Origin of the sequence: Paraburkholderia sp. HC6.4b (genome assembly GCF_014200875.1) — a bacterium.
GTDB classification, from domain to species: Bacteria; Pseudomonadota; Gammaproteobacteria; order Burkholderiales; family Burkholderiaceae; genus Paraburkholderia; species Paraburkholderia tuberum.
Genome location: NZ_JACHDC010000019.1, coordinates 25,819 through 47,308, shown reverse-complemented (window position 1 = coordinate 47,308; position 21,490 = coordinate 25,819). Strand labels below are relative to the sequence as shown.

Below are 21,490 nucleotides of genomic sequence, written 5' to 3'. Positions count from 1 at the left end.
TACCAACAAAAACGGGGCTCGGTGAGGAGCCCCGTTTTTGTTGCAGCGTCACCGAGACTACCGGATGTTCGCTGCAACGAACCACGCAGTTTTAATTGCCAGAAGCGCAATCAGGCTGCAACGGCGGCTTTCACCTGCTGAACGATCGCAGCAAAAGCAGCCTTGTCGAACACAGCCATGTCGGCCAGCACCTTACGGTCCAGTTCGATCGACGCCTTCTTCAGGCCGTTGATGAACACGCTGTACGTCATGTCGTGCTGACGCACCGCCGCGTTGATACGCGTGATCCATAGTGCGCGGAACACACGCTTCTTGTTGCGGCGGTCGCGGTAGGCGTATTGGCCTGCGCGCATGACCGCCTGCTTGGCGATGCGATAGACGTTATTGCGACGGCCGCGGTAACCCTTGGCCAGCTTGATGATCTTCTTGTGACGGGCCCGTGCGGTAACCCCACGTTTTACTCGAGGCATGTTTCGCTCCTATGAGTGTCGGTTAAGGGTTAAGCGAACGGCAGCATTGCGCGAACGGAGTTCAGATCGGAATCATGAACTGCCGTGGAGCCGCGCAGATGGCGTTTGTTCTTGGTGGTCTTCTTGGTAAGAATGTGACGCTTGAAGGCCTGACCGCGCTTGACGGTACCGCCCGGACGCACCACGAAGCGCTTTGCAGCGCTCTTCTTGGTCTTCATCTTCGGCATGACAACTCCATTATTAGATGGACATGGGTGTGCGGTCGGCCAGATGGCCATTTCCCGCCCTTCGAAACCCATTCCACTTGGTATGCAGACCGCCGATACCGCCAGCGGCCGCTTTTCGGGAACCACTGCGCACTTGCATGCGCGACGTTCCGAAACCTTCCGACACCAAGCCGGACACCCAGCACAGCATCAAACAACCTTGCGCCGCCGGAGCGCGCGCCACATGGCACGCCGTCGCTCCGGCCAACTGCTTCGCGCTTACTTCTTTTTCTTCGGAGCGAGCACCATGATCATCTGGCGCCCTTCCATTTTCGGCATCTGCTCGACCTGACCGACTTCGTCGAGGTCGGTGCGCAGGCGTTCGAGCATGCGCATGCCGATTTCCTGGTGAGCCATTTCGCGGCCCCGGAAACGCAACGTGATTTTCGTCTTGTCGCCGTCTTCGAGGAAGCGGACGAGGTTGCGCAGCTTGACGTTGTAATCACCGTCGTCGGTACCTGGGCGGAATTTGACTTCCTTGACCTGGATGACCTTCTGCTTGAGCTTGGCCTCGTGTTGCTTCTTCGCTTCCTGGTACTTGAACTTGCCGTAGTCCATCAAGCGGCAAACCGGCGGAACCGCTTGCGGAGCGATTTCGACCAGATCTACGTCCTGCTGTTCCGACATGCGGAACGCATCAGCGAGTTTCACGATGCCGAGCGGTTCGTTCTCGACGCCGACCAGTCGCACCTCGGGTGCTGTAATTTCACCGTTGATGCGGTGCGCAGACTTATCAGTAGCGATGTTACGTTTCCTCTAAAAATTAAAAAAAACGAGCCGGGTACCAAGTGGCTCAGTTGAACGACTGCACGTCCTGGCGCAGACGCTCAATGAAGGCGTCAACAGGCATTACACCCATATCGACACCACCACGGGCACGCACGGCTACCGTTTGCGCTTCACGCTCCTTGTCGCCGACCACCAACAGGTAGGGGACCTTTTCCAGCGTGTGCTCGCGTATTTTATAGCTAATCTTCTCGTTGCGCAAATCGGCCTCGACTCTAACCCCTTGTTTTTGCAACGATTGGGCTAGCGCCTGCGCGTATTCGGCCTGACTTTCCGCAATATTCATCACTACGACCTGCATCGGCGCGAGCCAAGCGGGCATTGCACCAGCATGGTGCTCGATCAGAATCCCGAGGAAACGCTCCATCGATCCGACGATCGCCCGGTGCAGCATGATCGGGCGACGGCGACTGTTGTCTTCGGCAACGTATTCGGCACCCAGCCGCTCCGGCAACACCATGTCGAGCTGCAGCGTACCGCACTGCCACGAGCGGCCGAGCGCGTCCTTGATGTGATACTCGACCTTCGGGCCGTAGAATGCACCCTCGCCGGGCAACTCTTCCCACGTGACGCCGCAGGCCGTCAGCGCATCGCGCAGTCCCTGCTCCGCGCGATCCCAAGTTTCGTCGGTGCCGGCGCGCGCATCCGGGCGCAGTGACAGCTTGATCTCGACGCTATCAAAGCCGAAGTCGCGGTAGACGCTCATTGCCAGCGTGTTGAACGCGATCGATTCGCTGATGAACTGATCTTCGGTACAGAAAATATGCGCGTCGTCCTGCACGAAGCCGCGCACACGCATCAGTCCATGCAGCGCGCCCGACGATTCGTTGCGATGGCACGAACCGAACTCCGCGTAACGCAGCGGCAGATCGCGATACGAGCGCAGACCGTGATTGAACACCTGCACGTGACCGGGGCAGTTCATCGGCTTGATCGCGTAGTCACGCTTTTCCGATTCCGTCGTGAACATGTTTTCACGATAGTTCTGCCAGTGGCCCGAAGCTTCCCACAGCGAGCGGTCCATGATCAATGGCGTCTTGATTTCCAGGTAGCCGGCGTCATTCACGCGACGGCGCATGTACTGCTCGACTTGCTGCCACAGCGTCCAGCCGCGCGGATGCCAGAACACCATGCCCGGCGACTCGTCCTGCATGTGGAACAGGTCGAGCTGCTTACCAAGCTTGCGATGGTCGCGCTTCTCGGCTTCTTCGAGCATGTGGAGATACGCTTCCTGGTCTTCCTTCTTCGTCCAGGCCGTGCCGTAAATGCGCTGCAGTTGCTCGTTCTTCGAGTCGCCACGCCAGTACGCGCCCGCGACTTTCATCAGCTTGAAGACCTTCAGCTTGCCGGTGGACGGCACGTGGGGGCCGCGGCACAGGTCCGTGAAGCCGCCATGCGAGTACAGTTTGATTTCGTCGCTAGCGGGGATCGATTCGATGATCTCGGCCTTGTACTTTTCACCGATGCTCTTGAAGTACTCGACCGCTTCGTCGCGGGACACCACGCGACGCGACACCGGCTCATCCCTCTTCGAGAGTTCCTGCATGCGTTTTTCGATCTTTTCGAGATCTTCCGGCGTGAAAGGACGGTTATAGGAGAAGTCGTAATAGAAACCGTTGTCGATGACCGGGCCGATCGTGACCTGCGCTTCCGGGTACAGATCCTTCACCGCGTACGCGAGCAGGTGCGCCGTCGAGTGGCGGATGATATCGAGACCGTCTGCGTCCTTCTCCGTGACGATGGCGAGCGCCACGTCGTGATCGATCAGCATGGACGTATCGACCAGCTCCCCGTCGATCTTGCCGCCGAGCGCGGCTTTCGCGAGACCGGGGCCGATCGAGGCGGCCACTTCGGCGACGGTCACCGGATGCTCGTACTGTCGAACAGAACCGTCAGGCAAACGTATCGAAACCATTGCGTTCTCCGTGGTGCCGACCGGCGGCGGCACATACAACCAGGGTCAAAAAGATAAAAAAAATGCGGCCCCGCTTTCGAGGGGCCGCATTCACATTTTATGCAAACTTCACTGGCGAAAGTGGTCCTCGACTAGCGTCGTTCCGAAGTGGTTTCGGTCAACGTTCGCGGTGTCATAACCGTATTCGCCTTTTTGCGCTCAAAGCGCTTACTGCAGTTTGCGAAACCCCAGCGAGGCCGGAATTTCATTTTCGTTGGTAGGCTCGATTGGACTCGAACCAACGACCCCCACCATGTCAAGGTGGTGCTCTAACCAGCTGAGCTACGAGCCTGAAGAGACGAGAGTATATGGGGTATAGCGCGGCTTGGCAAGTACTTTTATGCAGCGACTTTAGTCCGTCGCGCCACTAGCAGGGCTTTTTCCAACCGCCCGCGCCTCAGTTCTTGCGCGTCGCGCGCACGACACCCGTGATCTCGCCCAGCAGCGTGCACGCGCGCTGAATCTGCGCGGAGCTCGACACCTCGACGGTAAATTGCATGAACGCGGCATTGCGGCGCGATTGCGTCTTTACGCCGATCACGTTCATCTTTTCCCGCGCGAATACTTCGGAGATATCGCGCAGCAGACCTTGCCGGTCCGTCGCCTCGATGCTGAGGTCGACCGGGTAGACGGAATGGCCGCGGCCGCTCATCACGTCCGCCGACCACGCCGTCTGAAGCACGCGCTCCGGCGCGCGCTCCGCCATCCGGCGGAACGTCGCGCAGTCGCTGCGATGAACCGACATGCCCTTGCCTCGCGTAACGAATCCGCAGATGTCGTCGGGCGGCGCCGGCCGGCAGCAGCGCGCGAGCTGGGTGAGCAACGCATCGACGCCGACCACCAGCACCCCCGTGGATGCGCCGCGCGCGACGCTCGCGCCGCTGCTGCGTTTCTCGAACTTCTCCGGCGCATCGACCTCGGGCTCGGGCGGCGGCGCATCGTGCAACGCCTGCTCGACGAGCCTCAGACTGAACTCCTCCTTGCCGACCACGGAGAACAGGTCGTCGGTGGTCTTGAAACCGAGCCGCGCGGCCAGTTGATCGAGATTGACCGAGGTCTTGCCTTCGCGCTGCAGGGTTTTTTCAACCATCGCGCGACCGTTCGCGATGTGCTCCTGTAACTCCACCGCGTTGAACCATGCGCGCACCTTCTGCCGCGCGCGCGGGCTTTGCAGATAGCCAAGTTGCGGATTAAGCCAGTCGCGCGACGGACCGCCCTCCTTCACCGCCACGATCTCGACCGTCTGGCCGTTCTGCAGCGGCGTGTTGAGCGGCACCATCGCGCCGTCGACGCGCGCGCCGCGGCAACGATGCCCGAGCTCGCTGTGCAGGTGAAACGCGAAGTCGATCGGCGTCGCGCCGTGCGGCAACGGAATCACGCGCGCCTGCGGCGTCAACACGTAGATGTGATCGTCGTCGAGCGTGGCCTGGCGCAACTGCTCCCACGGCTGTGCCGAGCCCGCTTCGCCATGCTCGCCCTCGGAGACTTCGTCCTTCCACGCGAGCAACTGTCGCAGCCAGGCGATCTTCTCGTCGTATTTCTCGCTCGCGGTGAACGTGCCGCCATAGCCGCGCGCACCCGCTTCCTTGTAGCGCCAGTGCGCGGCCACGCCGTATTCGGCGAAGCGATGCATTTCCTGCGTGCGGATCTGCACTTCGAACGCGCGGCCGTCGTCGCCGATCACGACGGTGTGCAGCGACTTGTAGCCGTTCGGCTTCGGCCGGGAGATGTAATCGTCGAACTCCTTCGGCACCGGCTGCCACAGGTTGTGCACGATGCCGAGCACGGTGTAGCAGTCCTTGATGTCCGGCACGATCACGCGAAACGCGCGCACGTCGTACAACTCGGCGAAGTCCAGCTCCTTGCCGCGCATCTTGCGCCAGATGCTGTAGATATGCTTCGGCCGACCGCTCACTTCCGCGCGGATATGCGCGGCGGCCAGCTCCTGCTGCAGGCGTTCGATCGCCTGCGCGACATAGCTCTCACGCTCGACGCGCTTCTCGTCGAGCAGTTTCGCGATGCGCTTGTAGGTGTCCGGCTCCTCGAAACGGAACGCGAGGTCCTCGAGCTCCCACTTCAATTGCCAGATGCCGAGGCGGTTCGCGAGCGGCGCGTAGATATCGAGCGTTTCGCGTGCGACGTCGGGCGACGGCGTGAGCTTCGCGGCCGCGTAATAACGCAGCGTTTGCAGCCGCGACGCGAGGCGGATCAGCACGACGCGAATGTCCTGCGCGAACGCGAGCAGCATTTTGCGCAGCGCCTCGACCTGCACGCGGCGCGCAGCCTGCGCGTCACGCCCGGCCTCGGGCATCGCGTTTTGCGCCGCGCGCAAACTGACCGTGCCGAGCCGCAGCAGCTTGCGTACGTCGCCGACCAGTTGGGCGACTTCTTCGCCGAAGTCGTCGGCGATCACGCGCTCCGGATCGCGCAGATGCGGTGTCAGCGCAAACAGCGCAGCGGCCAGCACCGCCGGCGGATCAACGTTGAGCTTGCGCATGATCGACGCGGTGCCCGCCGCGTGATCCGCGAGCAATTCGCCCGACGACAGCCGCACCTCGCCCGCATGTTCGCGCACGAACGCCATCGCTTCGTCGAAGGAACGATGGGGATGAGGTGCGCTCGGAACGGTATCGGTGTTCATGGTGCGACGGCCCGCCGGGCCAGACGATTCAACGGAAAATCAACCACGGTGCTGCCGGACGGCCGCGACTCAGTTGCGCTGCGCCGCGATCACGACGATTTCGACGAGGCACTTCGGATTCGCAAGCTTTGCCTCGACGGTCGCGCGCGGCGGCGTGTCGCCCTGCGCGACCCACTCGTCCCACACGGCGTTCATGCCGGCGAAATGCGCCATGTCCGAGATATAGATCTGCACCGACAGCAACAGCGACTTGTCGCTGTTCGCTTCGGCGAGCAGACGGTCGATGTGGCCGAGCACTTCGCGCGTCTGGCCGGCGATGTCCTGATCGTCGTCTTCGGCGATCTGACCCGCGAGGTACACCGTGCCGTTGTGCACGGCCATTTCCGAGAGACGCTTGCCGACGTGATAACGAATGACTGCCATGAAAAGTCCTGAGCTGAGGGGTTAATCGAACTACGTCCCACACGACACTGCCGATGAAATCGTCATGCGGAACTCAATATTATGACGCGTTCGCGGCCTAACCGATGAAGAACTCCCTCGCGAGCGCGATCTGGTCCGCCGCCAGGAACGCCGGCGCATGCCCGACGCCGGCGATCTCCACGCTCGATGCGGCACGCGCGGTCGACACCATCTTCGCGACCGTTTCACGCGACAGCAAATCCGACTGCTCGCCGCGCACCACCAGCACCGGCCCCTGGAACGACGCGAGCGAATGCCACAGCGCCGCCTCGCCGAGCTTCGCCGCTTCCTCGGTGACCGCCGCGAACGGCTGCGCGATGCGCGGGTCATAGCGCAGCACCCATGCGCCGTCCTCTTCGCGCAGCAACGGCGTATTGATTTCGCGCCATTCGTCCGGAGTCAGCGGTCCGAAGCTCTGCGCGAGCTGCGCGGCATAGTCAACGCCCTGCTGCAGCGTTTCGAAGCGTGCGGGCTTGCCAAGGTAATCGCCGATGCGCTTGACCGCGACCGGCTCCAGATGCGGCCCGACGTCGTTCAGCAGCAGCTTGCGGATCGGCGTGTCCGGCAGGCCGGCGAGCCCCATGCCGATCAGGCCGCCCATCGAGGTGCCGAACCAGTCGACGGTGTCGACGTCGAGCCGCGCGATCAGTGTGACCATGTCGGAGACGTACTGCGGCACCGCGTATAAGTTGGGGTTCGCGAGCCACGACGACAAGCCCCGGCCAACCACGTCCGGGCACACCACGCGATAGGTGTCCGCGAAGTTGGCGGCGAGGCGGTCGAAATCGCGCCCCGATCGCGTGAGTCCGTGCACGCACAGCAACACTCGGGGATTGTCCGGGTCGCCCCACTCGGTATAGGCGACGCGATGCAGGCCGGCAGCGCTCGCGCACCGCACGTAACGTTGACGCGGCGCGGGCCGCCCGGTGGTGGAAGCGGAAGTCGTTGCGGCCATCTGGTGTCCTTGCAAAGACGCTGCGGATTGGGCTGCAAACGATTGTAAACCGCTTCGTCGCGCGGCAAGCATCGGCCAGAAGGCTTAGGAAGGTCGATCCAACCGTCCGGCGCATCCGCCGCCGCGCGCCAAAAACAGAACGGGCGAGACTCACGTCTCGCCCGTCCGGAACACACCGTTGCCGCCGCGCGGTCGCGCCGACGCGCGCAGCGGCGTTTCAAGCCGCGTCAGCTCACCGCGCTCACATCGAGCGGCGCGCCGGTTTTCGCCTTGATTTCGTCGACGCTCACACCCGGCGCGAGTTCGGTCACTTTCAAGCCGTTTTCGGTCACTTCGATCACGCCGAGATCGGTAATGATCTCGTCGACCACACCCACGCCCGTCAGCGGCAGCGTGCATTCTTCGAGGATCTTGTGCTGATCGCCCTTCGCGACGTGCTCCATCAGCACGACCACGCGCTTGACGCCCGCGACCAGGTCCATCGCGCCGCCCATGCCCTTGATCATCTTGCCCGGGATCATCCAGTTCGCGAGATCGCCCTTCCTGCTGATCTGCATCGCACCGAGAATCGCGAGATTGATGTGGCCGCCGCGAATCATCGCGAACGAATCCGCCGAAGAGAAAATCGACGAACCGGGCAGCGTCGTCACCGTTTGCTTGCCGGCGTTGATCAGGTCGGCGTCGACTTCGTCTTCGGTCGGCGACGGGCCGATACCGAGCAGACCGTTCTCCGACTGCAGCCACACTTCGACGCCCGCCGGCACGTGGTTCGCGACCAGCGTCGGCAAGCCGATGCCGAGGTTCACGTAAAAGCCGTCCTGCAGTTCCTTCGCCGCGCGCGCGGCCATTTCGTCACGAGTCCATGCCATGATCAGTCTCCTTTCGCGCGGACGACGCGTTGTTCGATGCGTTTTTCCGGATGCGCATTCAGCACGATGCGCTGCACGAAGATGCCAGGCGTATGGATCGCGTCCGGATCGAGCTCGCCCACTTCGACGATCTCTTCGACTTCCGCGACGGTGATGCGGCCCGCCATCGCGCACATCGGATTGAAGTTGCGCGCGGTGCGGCGATAGATCAGGTTGCCGGCCTTGTCGGCCTTCCATGCCTTGACGAGCGCGACATCGGCGGTCAGCGAATGTTCGAGCACGTAGTGGTTCTCGCCGAACTGGCGGGTTTCCTTGCCCTCGGCGATCTGCGTGCCGTAGCCGGTGTTCGTGAAAAACGCCGGGATGCCCGAGCCGCCCGCGCGCAGCTTCTCGGCGAGCGTGCCTTGCGGCGTGAATTCGAGCTCGAGTTCGCCGGCCAGGTACTGGCGCTCGAACTCCTTGTTTTCGCCAACGTACGACGAGATCATTTTCTTGATCTGACGCGTCTCGAGCAGCAGGCCGAGGCCGAAACCGTCGACGCCCGCGTTGTTGCTGATGCAGGTGATGCCCTGCACCTTCGAATCGCGCAGCGCAGCGATCAGCGCCTCAGGAATGCCGCACAGCCCGAAGCCGCCGACGGCGAACGTCTGCCCGTCCTTGACGATGTCCTTCAGCGCCTCGGCGGCGCCTGGATAGACCTTGTTCATCTGTATGTCCCTTCCTCTATGGAAACCCGAAACGTGTACGCAGGCCGCCGGATCATTGCGGCTGATATCGCAACGGGCGAACTTCACGTCGCCTCACGATACCGCTACGTCATTCTAGTCATCCGCGGCTTGAGCCGCGTTGTCATCCGCCCGAAAGAGTACGCTGGGCCCGCCATGCGGCACAATACGCAAAAATACATAAGTACTTGCCTCCCGCCCATGCCCGCCCTGGATTACCGCACTGCGTTTCACCTCGCGCCGATCGGACTCGTGCTGTCCCGCGAGCGGACCATCGAAGACTGCAACGACGAGCTAGCGTCGATATTCGGCTACGCGCGCGACGCGCTGATCGGTCAGTCGTTCCAGGTGTTGTATCCATCGGCGGATGAGTTCGAGCGGATCGGCGCGCGCATTCCGCCGATCATGACCGCGCAAGGCAGCTACGCGGACGACCGGATCATGAAGCGCGCGAACGGCGAGCTGTTCTGGTGTCACGTGACGGGCCGCGCGCAGCAGCGCACCGACCCGCACGCGGCGGGTGTCTGGACCTTCGAGGATTTGAGCGCAACCCGGCGGGTCGCGGTGGAACTGACGCCACGCGAGCGCGAAATCGCCGCGCAACTGGTGACGGGCAAGACCAGCAAGCAGATCGGCCGCGTGCTCGACATCAGCCCGCGCACGGTCGACGTCTACCGCGCGCGGCTCATGCGCAAATACGATACGGGCAATGCGACCGAGCTGTTGCAGCGGCTGCTCGGGGATTGAGAGAGGGCGTTTGAAGCGCGCGACAGCGCTGTCAAGCCGCGCGCTCAGGCCGCCTTGACGAGCGCCGCGCTCTCGATGGCCGCGCGCAGTACGTCAGGCACCGGCACCGACTTGCCCGCCGCGTAGTCGATCCACACGCATCGCGCGGCGCCTCGCGCATAGAGCGTATCCGGCTCATCGGCGCGCAGGAGCTCGAAAGCCGTATCGAAGCTGCTGCGCCCCGGTGTCGCCACCGACATCCGGCCGATCACGTCGCCCGGATAGTGCAGCTGCTTCAGAAACTCCATCGACGCATTGACGATCACCGGCCCCTGCCCGTGCGCGCGCTGGCCGACAAAGTCCATGTGCTCGAACCAGGAAATCCGCACCTGCTCCATGTAGCGGAAATAAACCGTGTTGTTGACGTGACCGAAGGCGTCCATGTCGCCCCAGCGGATCGGCATCGTCATTTCGAAAACTGCGTGAAAGTCGCTCATTCTGTACTTCCGTTCTTCCTTTTTCTGCCTGGCTTTTGAAACTTTGGACGACCCGCTCACGCGAGTCCGAAGCCGTCGTCGGCGACGATCACCGAGCCGTTGATGAACTGCGATTCATCCGCCGCGAGCAGCAGGAGCAGCCCATCGAGATCCTCCGGCTTGCCGACCCGATGACGCGGCAGCATCGCCACGAGTTTCTGGCCCTGATCGGTCGACCAGTGGTGATGGTTGATCTCGGTGTCGATATACCCGGGGCAGATCGCGTTCACATTGATGCCATGCTTGCCCCACTCGAGCGCCATCGCCTTCGTCATGTGGACGACCGCGGCCTTGCTCATCGAATACAGGCCGATTTGCGGCAGCACGCGCAAGCCCGCCATTGACGCGATGTTGATGATCCGGTACGACGGCTTCTGCGCGTTGTTGCCGCGCATGATCATGCGCTTGGCGACTTCCTGCGCCACGAAAAACGCGCCGCGCGTATTCGTGTCGAACACGTATTCGAAGTCCGCCGGCGTGACCTCGGACAGCTTCTGCGTGGTCGACACGCCCGAGTTGTTGACGAGGATATCGATGGTGCCGGCCTCGGTCTCCGCATGCGCGACCGCCGACTTGATGCTCTGATAGTCGGTCACGTCGAGCGACACGACGTGCGCGGCGCCGCCGGACGCCTCGATTTCCGCGCGCAGCTCCTTGAGCCGCTCGGTACGTCGGCTCGCCAGCACGACCTTCGCGCCCGCCTGCGACAGCACCTGCGCGAAGCGCTTGCCCAGCCCGCTCGAGGCGCCCGTAATCAGCGCGACCTTGCCTTCCAGATTGATCGAACGGCCCATTGTCTTTCCTTGTTCGGTTGTGGTGACAACTGCGGTTGACGGGTTCGGTAAGACCCGACTAAGGGTCTATACCGTATCATGAAATAGTACGGTCGTGCTAATCTGCGGATTTCGGGTTGCGGCGCGGGAATCGATCGCCCACAATACGAACCCGAAAAAAGCATTCTAACGGTAAGAGGAGCATCAATGACCCCCGCAAGTCTCATTGAGCAGTACGGCCCGCGCGAGTCGATGGAGTATGACGTCGTCATCGTCGGCGGCGGCCCTGCGGGCCTGTCGGCGGCCATTCGCCTGAAGCAGCGCGCCGCCGAACGAGGCGCTGACATTGGCGTGTGCGTACTCGAAAAAGGCTCTGAGATCGGGGCCCATATTCTGTCGGGCGCGGTGATGGACCCGCGCGCGCTGACCGAGCTGATCCCGGACTGGAAGGAAAAAGGCGCGCCGCTGACGGTCGACGTGACCGAAGACCGCTTCCTGTTCCTCTCGGCGACGGGCGCGAAGAGCGTGCCGACCTGGGCGCTGCCGGACAATTTCAAGAACCACGGCAACTACGTGATCAGCCTCGCGAACGTGACGCGCTGGCTGGGTCAGCAGGCCGAGGCGCTCGGCGTCGAGATATTCCCGGGCTTTCCGGCGGCCGAAGTGCTGTACAACGACGACGGCTCGGTCAAGGGCGTCGCGACCGGCAACCTCGGCATCGGCAAGGACGGCGAACCGACCGAAAACTTCCAGCTCGGCATGGAGCTGCACGCGAAGTACACGCTGTTCTGCGAAGGCGCGCGCGGCCACCTCGGCCGCCAGCTGAACGAGAAGTTCAAGCTGCGCGACGGCGTCGATCCGCAGGTGTACGGCATCGGTATCAAGGAGCTGTGGGAGATCGATCCCGCCAGGCACAAGCCGGGTCTGGTGATGCACACGGCCGGCTGGCCGCTCGAAAACGACACGTACGGCGGCTCGTTCCTCTACCACATGGACAACAACCAGGTCGTGGTCGGCTTCGTGGTCGGCCTCGGCTATTCGAATCCGTATCTGTCGCCGTTCGAGGAATTCCAGCGCTACAAGACGCATCCGGCGATCCGCGCGATTCTCGAAGGCGGCAAGCGCGTGTCCTACGGCGCGCGCGCGATCACCGCGGGCGGCCTGATGTCGTTGCCGAAGCTGGTGTTCCCGGGCGGTGCGCTGGTCGGCGACGACGCGGGCTTCCTGAACGCGTCGCGCATCAAGGGTTCGCACGCCGCGATCAAGACCGGCATGCTCGCCGCCGATGCCGCGTTCGACGCCGTGCAGGCCGGCCGTCAGTCGGACGAACTGAGCGCCTACCCGGAAGCGTTCAAGACGTCGTGGCTCTACACCGAGCTGTATCGCGCGCGTAACTTCAAGCAGTGGATGAGCAAGGGTCTCTACCTTGGCACGCTGATGGTCGGTCTCGAGCAGAAGCTGCTCGGCGGCAACGTGCCGTGGACGCTGCATCATCAGCATTCCGATCATGAAATGCTGAAGCCGGCTTCGCAGTGCAAGCCGATCACGTATCCGAAGCCGGACGGCAAGCTGACGTTCGACCGGCTGTCCTCGGTGTTCATCTCGAACACGAATCACGAGGAAAATCAGCCGGCGCACCTGACGCTGAAGGATCCGACCGTGCCGGTCAACGTGAACTGGCAGACCTACGCGGGACCGGAGGCGCGTTATTGCCCCGCTGCAGTGTACGAGTTCGTGAAGAACGACGATGGCAGCGAGCGGCTCGTCATCAATGCGCAGAACTGCGTGCACTGCAAGACCTGCGATATCAAGGACCCGACGCAGAATATCGTGTGGGTCACGCCGGAAGGCGGTGGCGGTCCGAACTATCCGAATATGTGATTGATGTGCCGTCTGCCTGTGCGGCGCTGCCCGATAACCGGCAGCGTCGCGCAGGCAAATTCCGATAGCGCGCTCGCGCTTTCGTCTGCGCGCATTCTTGCGCGTTTCGTTGGTCCCCTTCCCTATTCTTTTTTATGGCGGCTCGTTCGCCGCCAATCGCGGGACCGCGTCAGGATTACGGCGCGCTCGCCGCGATCTTCGGCGTGCTCACGGCCACATCGCCGCATTGCGCGCGATGGCGCAGCGCGTGATCGATCAGCACGAGCGCAAGCATCGACTCGGCGATCGGCGTCGCACGAATGCCGACGCAGGGGTCGTGCCGCCCGAAGGTCTCGACGATCGCGGGGTTCCCCGCCTTGTCGATCGAACGGCGCGGCGTGCGAATGCTCGACGTCGGCTTGATTGCGATCGACACCGTGATGTCCTGCCCCGTCGAAATACCGCCGAGCACGCCGCCCGCGTGATTGCCGACGAAACCTTCCGGCGTCAGCTCGTCGCCATGCACCGAGCCGCGTTGCGCGACGCTCGCGAAGCCGGCGCCGATCTCGACGCCCTTCACCGCGTTGATGCCCATCATCGCGTGCGCGATGTCGGCGTCGAGGCGGTCGAACAGCGGCTCGCCGAGGCCGACCGGCACACCGGAGGCAACCACGTTGATGCGCGCGCCGATCGAATCACCGTCCTTGCGCAGCGCGTCCATATACGCCTCGAGCTGCGGAACGATCTCCGCATTCGGCACGAAAAACGGGTTTTCGCGCACCTGCGCCCAATCGACGAACGGCACGTCGATCTCGCCGAGCGCGGCCATATAGCCGCGAATTTCGGTGCCGAACTTCTCGCGCAGCCACTTCTTCGCGACCGCGCCCGCCGCGACCGCCGGCGCCGTCAGCCGTGCCGACGAGCGGCCGCCACCGCGGTAATCGCGAATGCCGTACTTTTGCCAGTACGTGTAGTCGGCGTGGCCGGGGCGGAACGTTTCCGCGATGTTGCCGTAGTCCTTGCTGCGCTGGTCGGTATTGCGGATCAGCAGCGCAATTGGCGCGCCGGTGGTTTGACCTTCGAACACGCCCGAGAGGATCTCGACCTTGTCTTCTTCCTGGCGCTGCGTCACGTGGCGCGACGTGCCCGGCTTGCGGCGATCGAGTTCGAACTGGATGTCGGCTTCGTTGAGCGCCATGCCCGGCGGGCAGCCGTCGATCACGCAGCCGATAGCGGGGCCGTGCGATTCGCCGAAGGTCGTGACAGTGAAAAGCGTACCGAGCGTGTTGCCGGACATGAGCGTCGTCCAAAGAAATACGGGGAGAACGCTATTATGCCAGTCCGCTCGTCTCGAAGCCGGGCCTGGCGACGGCGATGGCCGATCGGCCAGGGCGCACTCGGCCGAAAGCGGGTGATGGTGGGCGAGCCCGCCATCTCGGCGTCCGCGCACCGGCCCACGGCTACTTGCGGGCGCCGCGCAGCTCGGTCACGATCCGCTGCAGCGCCTCGGGCGTCGCGAGCGCCGGGTCGATCGGCTCGCCGACGGCGAGGCTCAGCCGGCTCATCACACCTTTGCTGATCGGCCGCGGCCAGGTTGCGTCCACCGCGCGCGAAAACACGCTGCCCCACAGCCCGCGCAGCGCCATCGGAATGACGGGCGCCGGCGTCCGCCTGACGATCTCGGCGACGCCGTGGCGAAACGGATTCAGCTCGCCGGTACGCGTCAGCTTCCCTTCGGGAAAGATGCAGACGAGTTCGCCGTCCGCGAGCGCCTGCGCGCACAGGTCGTACGCACGCGCGAGCAGCGCCGCGTCCTGATGCGCGGACGCGATCGGAATCGCCTTCGCGTGCCGGAACAGCCAGCCGACGAACGGCGAGCGGAAGATCTGGTGGTCCATCACGAAGCGGATCGGCCGCGGGCTTTCGGCCATGATGACGATCGCATCGACGAAACTGACGTGGTTGCACACGAGCACCGCCGCGCCCTGCTCCGGAATCCGCTCCGCGTGCACGAGCCGGATCCGGTAGAACGTATGCACGAGCAGCCACGCGATGAAGCGCAGCAGGAACTCCGGCACGAGCGAATAGATGTAGCCCGCGACTACCACATTCAGAAGCGCGGTGACGAGGAAGATCGCCGGAATACTGAAGCCCGCGGCGGTCAGGCCCACCGCCATCAGCGCCGACACGATCATGAACAGCGAATTGAGGATGTTGTTCGCGGCGATGATGCGCGCGCGATGGCTCGGCTGACTTCGACTCTGGATCAGCGCATACAGCGGCACGCTGTAAAAGCCGCCGAACATCGCGAGCAGGAACAGATCGGCGAGCACGCGCCAATGCGCTAGCCGCGCGAGAAATTCGCCAACGCTGAGCAGATGCCCCGCCGGCGGCAGCGCGTGGCTCGCGAAAAAAAGATCGATCGCGAACACGCTCATGCCGATCGAGCCGAGCGGCACGAGGCCGACTTCGATCCGCCGCTTCGAGAGCCGTTCGCACAACAGCGAGCCGATGCCGATGCCGATCGAAAACGTGGCGAGCAGCACGGTCACGACGTCGGGATCGGCGGACAGCACGTCCTTCGCGAAGTTGAAGAACGACGCGAGGAACGTCGCGCCGACGAACCACAGCCACGAAATGCCGAGCAGACCAAGAAACACCACGCGGTTTTCGTGCGCGAGCTTCAGATTGCGCCACGTTTCGCTGACCGGGTTCCAGTTGATGCGCAACCCGGGCTGCGGCGCGGGCGTAGCCGGCACGAAGCCCGACACGGCGCGCCCGATCAGCGCGATCGCGATACACGCGCAAGCGAGCACCACCGCGCCATGCTCGGCGAACCCCGCGCCCGCGCCGCCGACGATCGTGCCGATCAGGATCGCGACGAAGGTGCCCATCTCGACCATGCCATTGCCGCCGACCAGCTCCGCCTGCGACAGATGCTGCGGCAGATACGAGTACTTGACCGGCCCGAATACCGTCGAATGCACGCCCATCAGGAACGTGCACAGGTACAGCAACGGCGCGCCATGCAGCCAGAACCCCGCGCCGCCGACCAGCATCACCGCGATCTCGAAGGTCTTGACGAGGCGCGTGAGCAACGCTTTGTCGTACTTGTCCGCGATCTGGCCGGAAGTGGCCGAAAACAGCACGAAAGGCAGAATGAAAATCGCGGAGATCAGGAACGCCGCGGTTTTCGGGTCGACGCCCGAAAACCGCGCCGCCTGATACGTGACGAGCGACGTGAAGCCGATCTTGAACACGTTGTCGTTCATCGCGCCGAGAAATTGTGTCCAGAAGAACGGCGCGAAGCGGCGCTGGCCGAGCAGGCGGAACTGGGATTCGTGCGCTTCGTGCGCGCGAGCGGCGCGGCGGGCAGCGGGCAACGGACGATCGTTCATGAAGTCAGGAGAACGGCGCGGAAAAATGGCGATGACGCGGGCGGCACGGCCGGCAAGCGGATCGCCGCGACTCGCGCACGCGGCTGCCGCAATCCGTCCGCACCAGCTCCAGACACAAAAAAAGCGCCCGCTTGCGCGCGCGCCCTGTCGGCGGATTCGCGCTCGCGGCGACGGCCGGAGCGCGACCTTCGAGCCACGCGCATCAACGCGCCGGCTGCTGGTCCTGTCCTTCCTGCTCTTCCGGCCAGTCGCGGATATAGGCCTTCAGCATGCGGTTCTCGAACCCCTGCTCCTCGACCACCGCCTTCGCGACGTCGTAAAACGAGATGACGCCCATCAGCGTGCGGCTTTCCATGACGGGCAGATAGCGCACGTGATGCTCGAGCATCATGCGGCGCACTTCGTTGACGTCGGTTTCGGGCGTGCAGGTGAGCGGATGGTCGTCCATCACCTTGCGGATCGTCGAGGTGCCGACGCTGCCGCCGTTCTCGCTCAAGGTCAGAATGATTTCGCGAAACGTCAGCATGCCGACGAGGTCGCCGTACTCCATCACGACGAGCGAGCCGATGTCGTGCTCGGCCATGGTATTGACGGCGTCATGCAGCGTGGTATCCGGCGTGACCGTAAAAAGGGTATTGCCCTTGACTTTAAGAATGTCGCTGACTCGCATGATCTATCTCCTGATACCGCCAATCTTGCAGTGCATGAAATGTTTTTTCGATCCTATCGGAAAGGCCCATAAAAGGAAAGCGGCCCGCCAGCCAAGGCGCGGCGGGCTTCGGAGACTCGAATTCGTCTGACTTCCAGATTGCGAGCATGCCCCGCTCCCGGCACGAGCCGCAGGAACCCGCGGGAAAACCGCGCTTGAAGCGGCGCGCGCCAATGGTAGGATGGCCGCCCACCCCGATCTTTCGCGAGGCCGCTCGCGGCCCGCCGCCCACGATGTCCGCCAACCGTTTCGATACGCTTGTGCTGCACGCCGGCGCAGCCCCCGACCCTGCCACCGGCGCGCGCGCGACGCCGATCTACCAGACCACGTCGTTTTCGTTCCGCGACTCGGATCATGCCGCCGCGCTGTTCAACATGGAGCGCGCCGGCCACGTCTACTCGCGCATCTCGAATCCGACCGTCGCCGTGTTCGAGGAGCGCGTCGCCGCGCTCGAAAACGGCGCCGGCGCGATCGGCACCGCGAGCGGCCAGGCCGCGCTGCATCTGGCGATCGCGACGCTGATGGGCGCGGGTTCGCACATCGTCGCGTCGAGCGCGCTGTACGGCGGCTCGCACAATCTGCTGCATTACACGCTGCGACGCTTCGGTATCGAGACGACCTTCGTCAAGCCCGGCGACCTCGACGCATGGCGCGCCGCGCTGCGCCCCAACACGCGCCTGCTATTCGGCGAAACGCTCGGCAATCCGGGCCTCGACGTGCTCGACATCGCCGCACTCGCACAGATCGCGCACGCGCACCGCCTGCCGTTGCTGGTCGACTCGACCTTCACGACGCCCTACCTGCTGCGCCCCTTCGAGCACGGCGCCGACTTCGTCTACCACTCGGCGACCAAGTTTCTCGGCGGCCACGGCACGACGATCGGCGGGGTGCTGGTCGACGGCGGCACGTTCGACTTCGAGGCTTCCGGCCGCTTTCCCGAATTTACCGAGCCGTACGACGGTTTCCACGGCATGGTATTCGCCGAGGAAAGCACCGTCGCGCCGTTCCTGCTGCGCGCGCGTCGGGAAGGCTTGCGCGACTTCGGCGCGTGCCTGCATCCGCAGGCCGCGTGGCAGCTGCTGCAAGGCATCGAGACACTGCCGTTGCGCATGGAGCGTCACGTCGTCAACACACGGCGCGTGGTCGAGTTTCTCGCCGGTCATGCGGCGGTCGAATCGGTCGCCTATCCCGAGTTGCCGACGCATCCCGACCACGCGCTCGCCAGGCGGCTGCTACCGCGCGGCGCGGGCGCCGTGTTCAGCTTCAACCTGCGCGGCGACCGCGCGGCCGGGCGCGCCTTCATCGAAGCGCTCACGCTCTTCTCGCACCTCGCGAACGTCGGCGACGCGCGCTCGCTGGTGATTCACCCGGCATCGACGACGCACTTCCGCATGGATGCCGCCGCGCTCGCCGCGGCCGGTATCACCGAAGGCACGATCCGCCTGTCGATCGGGCTCGAAGATCCGGATGACCTGATCGACGATCTCAAGCGCGCGCTGAAGGCCGCGCAAAAAACCGCGCAAGCGGCGAGCGGCGGTCGTACCGCAACGCCGAGCAGCGCCTCGCAACAGACCGCCACTGCCGCGCCCGCCGCCACGAGCACCCCCGCCCGCCCGGAGTCCGCATGATCGTCACCGTTCAAGGCAAACCGGCCTACGCCTACACCGGCGGCAAACCCTTCGACGCGAGCCTGCCAACCGCCGTGTTCATCCACGGTGCCGAGCACGATCACAGCGTGTGGGCGCTGCAAAGCCGCTACTTCGCGCATCACGGCTTCGGCGTGCTCGCGGTCGATCTGCCGGGCCACCGACGCAGCGCCGGCCCCGCGCTCGCCAGCATCGCCGCGCTGGCCGACTGGCTCGCTGCGCTGCTCGACGCCGTGGGCGTCACGCGTGCGTTCGTCGCCGGTCACAGCATGGGCTCGCTGATCGCGCTCGACTTCGCCGGCCGCTATCCGCAGCGCGCAACGCATCTTGCGCTGCTCGCCACCGCGCTGCCGATGACGGTCTCCGACGCGCTGCTCGACGCCGCGCTCAATCGCGAGCCCGAGGCAATCGCCATGGTCAACCAGTGGTCACATTCGACGCTCGCCGCGAAGCCCTCGTGCCCCGGCCCCGGTTTCTGGCTGCACGGCATGAACCAGCGGCTGATGGAGCACGTGTCCGCCGGGGGCGAGCCGCATCTGTTCCACACCGACTTCACCGCCTGCCATACCTATGCGGACGGCCACGCTCGCGCGGCGCAGGTGCGTTGCGCCACGCGCCTGATCGTTGGCCGGCGCGATGCGATGACGCCGCCGCGCGCGGCGAAAGCGCTTGCCGATGCGCTCGCGCAGGCGGGCACGCCGGTCGACACCGTCACGCTCGATGCGGGCCACGCGTTGATGACCGAGCAACCCGACGCGACGCTCGATGCGCTCTATGGCTTCGCTTCGCGGCCGCCGCACGAAGCGCGCTGATGGGGCGCGCGATGGCCGCTCGCCGCGCGCCTCGGTGCTCCGCGGGCGGCCGTCGGGAATGCCGTTGCGAATCGCCACCGAATCACTGCCGAACGACCACGATACCCACGCCGAACCCGCCGCGCCATCTGCCGAATGGCCAGGTTGCGCCAGGCAGGCGATCGCCGGAGAATGATTGAAGCTGTCTTTTTCAGCCTCCGGAGGCCGTCATGGCTCATACAGCACATACCGATCACTTCGCGAACTTCGCGGAGTTTTATCCGTACTACCTGAGCGAGCATCGCAATCTCGTGTCGCGGCGGCTGCATTTCGTCGGCTCGCTCGGCGTCATTGGCTGCCTCGCGATGGCGCTCGCCACCGGCGACTGGCTATGGTTGCCGGCGGCCGTGGTGTGCGGCTACGGCTTCGCGTGGGTCGGCCATTTCTTCTTCGAAAAGAACCGGCCTGCCACCTTCCGTCATCCGTTTTACAGCCTGATGGGCGACTGGGTGATGTTCAAGGACATCTGCGTGGGGAAGATTTCGTTGTAGTTTTATCGGGGCGGCTCGAAGTCTGGCCGCCCTATCACGCCGCCTGGTGCGGCATCGAAGCCGCCGCGCGCTCGCCATCGCCGGGTCGCGCCGCCCGTGCCGCCGCGCGCGAGGCGAGCAACGCGGCGAGCGTCACCTTCAGCTGGTCGTTGTCGAGCGCGGCGAGCAGCATGCCGCCGTCCACGCGTGTGGAGTCGAGTTCGAGCTGATACGTAAGCTCCGCGCGGTCGATCACGAACAGGTCGTACAGCCGCTGCACGGTCACCTGCGCCGGGTTCGCGAGGAGCACGAAGTGCGGGCCGGTATGGTCCTCCTCCAGCCGCGCGATCCACTCGATCTCCTCGAGACGCTGCAACAGCATCAGCGTCGTATCCTTGTCGCGGCGAAGCATCCGGGCAAGCTCGGGCATCGTGTAGCCGCGTCTGCCGCCCTCACGCGCCTCGCACAGCCGCGCGAGCAATTCGAGCGAATCGAACAGATTGCTGCCATCGAACACAGGGCGGTGAAACTGACCGATGCGAATCGCCGGCAACGCCGATGCGATCATCGCGCCGGTCAGCGTGATGAACCAGCACAGGTACATCCACAACAGGAACAGCGGCACCGCGGCGAACGCGCCGTACACCGCCGTATAGGTCGGAATACGGCGCACGTAGTAGCCGAAGCCGCGCTTGGCGAGCTCGAACGCGACCGCGGCGATCACGCCGCCGACCACCGCGTCGCGCCATTCGACACGGCAGTTCGGCAGATAAACGTAAAGGATCGTGAACGCGAGCATCGTGAACGGCAGCGAGGCGCTCGCGAGCGCCCATTCGATCAGCGGTGTGATGCGCTGCGCGGCGCTAAACGACATCGATTGCGTGAACACATACGACGAGATGGACAGGCTCACGCCGATCAGGATCGGACCGAGCGTGATGATCGCCCAGTACACGAGAATGCGCTGCGCGACGGGCCGCGCCTTGCGCACGCGCCAGATCACATTGAACGCGGACTCGACGGTCATCATCGTCATCACCGCGGTGACGAACAGGATGATCATGCCGATCGTGGTCAGCCCTTTGGCCTTCGATGCGAACTGGTTCAGATACTTGAAGATCTGATCGTTCAGTTGCGCGGGCATCAGGTGGTCGGCAAGAAAAAACTGCAGAGACGCCTGGAACGAGCTGAAGATCGGAAACGCGGTGAACAGCGCAAACGCGACGGTGGCGAGCGGCACGAGCGCGAGCATCGTCGTGAACGTCAGGCTGCCCGCGACCTGCGGAATCCGGTCCTCGCCGATGCGTTGCGCCGCGAATTGCGCGAGCCGTTTGAGCGTGTCGAGATCGAAACGCACCCTAACCAACAAACCTGCCTCCTTGCTTGCTGAACC

20 protein-coding genes and 1 tRNA gene are annotated in these 21,490 nt (G+C 64.0%); 5 read left to right on the top strand and 16 right to left on the bottom strand.

Going from position 1 to position 21,490, the window contains the following annotated elements:
* Positions 1-110: 110 nt before the first annotated feature.
* The 10 genes from rplT to HDG34_RS26665 form a co-directional block, all read right to left on the bottom strand.
* Positions 111-470 (bottom strand): 50S ribosomal protein L20, encoded by a 360-nt coding sequence (gene rplT / locus HDG34_RS26710; RefSeq protein WP_006052502.1) that lies wholly within the window; start codon positions 468-470, stop codon positions 111-113.
* 29 nt (positions 471-499) lie between these two features.
* The gene (gene rpmI, locus HDG34_RS26705) at positions 500-697 is read right to left on the bottom strand and encodes a 50S ribosomal protein L35 (RefSeq protein WP_006052501.1); all 198 of its coding nucleotides are present in this window, start codon (positions 695-697) and stop codon (positions 500-502) included.
* 258 nt (positions 698-955) lie between these two features.
* A complete protein-coding gene (gene infC, locus HDG34_RS26700; RefSeq protein WP_075643713.1) occupies positions 956-1,480 on the bottom strand; it encodes a translation initiation factor IF-3 in 525 nt (174 codons plus the stop codon).
* 49 nt (positions 1,481-1,529) lie between these two features.
* Complete coding sequence (gene thrS, locus HDG34_RS26695) at positions 1,530-3,437, bottom strand: threonine--tRNA ligase (RefSeq protein WP_184063685.1); 1,908 nt, start codon at positions 3,435-3,437, stop codon at positions 1,530-1,532.
* Positions 3,438-3,691: 254 nt separating this feature from the next.
* Positions 3,692-3,768, bottom strand: a tRNA-Val gene (locus HDG34_RS26690).
* Positions 3,769-3,873: 105 nt separating this feature from the next.
* Complete coding sequence (locus tag HDG34_RS26685) at positions 3,874-6,117, bottom strand: bifunctional (p)ppGpp synthetase/guanosine-3',5'-bis(diphosphate) 3'-pyrophosphohydrolase (protein ID WP_184063682.1); 2,244 nt, start codon at positions 6,115-6,117, stop codon at positions 3,874-3,876.
* 69 nt (positions 6,118-6,186) lie between these two features.
* Positions 6,187-6,540, bottom strand: a complete 354-nt coding sequence (locus HDG34_RS26680) for a RidA family protein (protein WP_184021856.1) — start codon at positions 6,538-6,540, stop codon at positions 6,187-6,189.
* Positions 6,541-6,637: 97 nt separating this feature from the next.
* Entirely contained in the window at positions 6,638-7,534 is an 897-nt protein-coding gene (locus HDG34_RS26675; RefSeq protein ID WP_184063679.1) for an alpha/beta fold hydrolase, read from the bottom strand.
* A 227-nt stretch (positions 7,535-7,761) separates the two neighbouring features.
* A complete protein-coding gene (locus HDG34_RS26670; protein ID WP_184021841.1) occupies positions 7,762-8,403 on the bottom strand; it encodes a CoA transferase subunit B in 642 nt (213 codons plus the stop codon).
* A gap of 2 nt (positions 8,404-8,405) precedes the next feature.
* On the bottom strand, positions 8,406-9,110 hold the full coding sequence (locus HDG34_RS26665; protein ID WP_090800989.1) for a CoA transferase subunit A: 705 nt from the start codon (positions 9,108-9,110) through the stop codon (positions 8,406-8,408).
* A gap of 219 nt (positions 9,111-9,329) precedes the next feature.
* Between HDG34_RS26665 and HDG34_RS26660 the strand changes: the two genes are divergently transcribed.
* Positions 9,330-9,875 (top strand): LuxR C-terminal-related transcriptional regulator, encoded by a 546-nt coding sequence (locus HDG34_RS26660; RefSeq protein ID WP_018421157.1) that lies wholly within the window; start codon positions 9,330-9,332, stop codon positions 9,873-9,875.
* 44 nt (positions 9,876-9,919) lie between these two features.
* Here HDG34_RS26660 and HDG34_RS26655 read toward each other — a convergent pair whose 3' ends face one another.
* Both HDG34_RS26655 and HDG34_RS26650 read right to left on the bottom strand, forming a co-directional pair.
* Positions 9,920-10,351 carry a thioesterase family protein gene (locus HDG34_RS26655; RefSeq protein WP_090800991.1) on the bottom strand — a complete coding sequence of 144 codons (432 nt, stop codon included), beginning with the start codon at positions 10,349-10,351 and terminating at the stop codon, positions 9,920-9,922.
* A gap of 56 nt (positions 10,352-10,407) precedes the next feature.
* Positions 10,408-11,184: an SDR family oxidoreductase gene (locus tag HDG34_RS26650; protein WP_018421159.1), complete on the bottom strand. Its 777-nt coding sequence runs from the start codon at positions 11,182-11,184 to the stop codon at positions 10,408-10,410.
* A gap of 186 nt (positions 11,185-11,370) precedes the next feature.
* On the opposite strand from HDG34_RS26650, the gene HDG34_RS26645 reads away from it, so the two are divergent.
* Positions 11,371-13,044 carry an electron transfer flavoprotein-ubiquinone oxidoreductase gene (locus HDG34_RS26645; protein ID WP_184063676.1) on the top strand — a complete coding sequence of 558 codons (1,674 nt, stop codon included), beginning with the start codon at positions 11,371-11,373 and terminating at the stop codon, positions 13,042-13,044.
* A gap of 175 nt (positions 13,045-13,219) precedes the next feature.
* Here HDG34_RS26645 and aroC read toward each other — a convergent pair whose 3' ends face one another.
* From aroC to HDG34_RS26630, 3 genes are all read right to left on the bottom strand, one after another.
* The gene (gene aroC, locus HDG34_RS26640; protein WP_184063673.1) at positions 13,220-14,320 is read right to left on the bottom strand and encodes a chorismate synthase; all 1,101 of its coding nucleotides are present in this window, start codon (positions 14,318-14,320) and stop codon (positions 13,220-13,222) included.
* Positions 14,321-14,483: 163 nt separating this feature from the next.
* On the bottom strand, positions 14,484-16,421 hold the full coding sequence (locus tag HDG34_RS26635) for an MFS transporter (RefSeq protein ID WP_184063657.1): 1,938 nt from the start codon (positions 16,419-16,421) through the stop codon (positions 14,484-14,486).
* Between the two features lie 202 nt (positions 16,422-16,623).
* Positions 16,624-17,091 carry a CBS domain-containing protein gene (locus HDG34_RS26630; RefSeq protein WP_018421164.1) on the bottom strand — a complete coding sequence of 156 codons (468 nt, stop codon included), beginning with the start codon at positions 17,089-17,091 and terminating at the stop codon, positions 16,624-16,626.
* A 272-nt stretch (positions 17,092-17,363) separates the two neighbouring features.
* Between HDG34_RS26630 and HDG34_RS26625 the strand changes: the two genes are divergently transcribed.
* The 3 genes from HDG34_RS26625 to HDG34_RS26615 all read left to right on the top strand — a co-directional run bounded on the left by HDG34_RS26625 (position 17,364) and on the right by HDG34_RS26615 (position 20,118).
* Positions 17,364-18,758, top strand: a complete 1,395-nt coding sequence (locus HDG34_RS26625; protein ID WP_184063654.1) for an O-acetylhomoserine aminocarboxypropyltransferase — start codon at positions 17,364-17,366, stop codon at positions 18,756-18,758.
* Positions 18,755-19,588 (top strand): alpha/beta fold hydrolase, encoded by an 834-nt coding sequence (locus HDG34_RS26620; protein WP_184063652.1) that lies wholly within the window; start codon positions 18,755-18,757, stop codon positions 19,586-19,588. Before HDG34_RS26625 ends, HDG34_RS26620 begins: the two co-directional genes overlap by 4 nt.
* A 209-nt stretch (positions 19,589-19,797) precedes the next feature.
* A complete protein-coding gene (locus HDG34_RS26615; RefSeq protein WP_184006183.1) occupies positions 19,798-20,118 on the top strand; it encodes an Mpo1-like protein in 321 nt (106 codons plus the stop codon).
* A 34-nt stretch (positions 20,119-20,152) separates the two neighbouring features.
* Here HDG34_RS26615 and HDG34_RS26610 read toward each other — a convergent pair whose 3' ends face one another.
* Positions 20,153-21,466 (bottom strand): YihY family inner membrane protein, encoded by a 1,314-nt coding sequence (locus HDG34_RS26610; protein ID WP_184063649.1) that lies wholly within the window; start codon positions 21,464-21,466, stop codon positions 20,153-20,155.
* Between the last annotated feature and the right edge of the window lie 24 nt (positions 21,467-21,490).

Bases quoted from the DNA above. Each gene is read 5' to 3' on its own strand.
- HDG34_RS26675 (WP_184063679.1), bottom strand. From the start codon at position 7,534: ATGGCCGCAACGACTTCCGCTTCCACCACCGGGCGGCCCGCGCCGCGT.
- HDG34_RS26665 (WP_090800989.1), bottom strand. From the start codon at position 9,110: ATGAACAAGGTCTATCCAGGCGCCGCCGAGGCGCTGAAGGACATCGTC.
- HDG34_RS26685 (WP_184063682.1), bottom strand. From the start codon at position 6,117: ATGAACACCGATACCGTTCCGAGCGCACCTCATCCCCATCGTTCCTTC.
- HDG34_RS26680 (WP_184021856.1), bottom strand. From the start codon at position 6,540: ATGGCAGTCATTCGTTATCACGTCGGCAAGCGTCTCTCGGAAATGGCC.
- HDG34_RS26670 (WP_184021841.1), bottom strand. From the start codon at position 8,403: ATGGCATGGACTCGTGACGAAATGGCCGCGCGCGCGGCGAAGGAACTG.
- rpmI (WP_006052501.1), bottom strand. From the start codon at position 697: ATGCCGAAGATGAAGACCAAGAAGAGCGCTGCAAAGCGCTTCGTGGTG.
- HDG34_RS26650 (WP_018421159.1), bottom strand. From the start codon at position 11,184: ATGGGCCGTTCGATCAATCTGGAAGGCAAGGTCGCGCTGATTACGGGC.
- HDG34_RS26625 (WP_184063654.1), top strand. From the start codon at position 17,364: ATGTCCGCCAACCGTTTCGATACGCTTGTGCTGCACGCCGGCGCAGCC.
- HDG34_RS26620 (WP_184063652.1), top strand. From the start codon at position 18,755: ATGATCGTCACCGTTCAAGGCAAACCGGCCTACGCCTACACCGGCGGC.
- HDG34_RS26645 (WP_184063676.1), top strand. From the start codon at position 11,371: ATGACCCCCGCAAGTCTCATTGAGCAGTACGGCCCGCGCGAGTCGATG.
- HDG34_RS26655 (WP_090800991.1), bottom strand. From the start codon at position 10,351: ATGAGCGACTTTCACGCAGTTTTCGAAATGACGATGCCGATCCGCTGG.
- HDG34_RS26615 (WP_184006183.1), top strand. From the start codon at position 19,798: ATGGCTCATACAGCACATACCGATCACTTCGCGAACTTCGCGGAGTTT.
- HDG34_RS26630 (WP_018421164.1), bottom strand. From the start codon at position 17,091: ATGCGAGTCAGCGACATTCTTAAAGTCAAGGGCAATACCCTTTTTACG.
- thrS (WP_184063685.1), bottom strand. From the start codon at position 3,437: ATGGTTTCGATACGTTTGCCTGACGGTTCTGTTCGACAGTACGAGCAT.
- HDG34_RS26635 (WP_184063657.1), bottom strand. From the start codon at position 16,421: ATGAACGATCGTCCGTTGCCCGCTGCCCGCCGCGCCGCTCGCGCGCAC.
- aroC (WP_184063673.1), bottom strand. From the start codon at position 14,320: ATGTCCGGCAACACGCTCGGTACGCTTTTCACTGTCACGACCTTCGGC.
- rplT (WP_006052502.1), bottom strand. From the start codon at position 470: ATGCCTCGAGTAAAACGTGGGGTTACCGCACGGGCCCGTCACAAGAAG.
- HDG34_RS26660 (WP_018421157.1), top strand. From the start codon at position 9,330: ATGCCCGCCCTGGATTACCGCACTGCGTTTCACCTCGCGCCGATCGGA.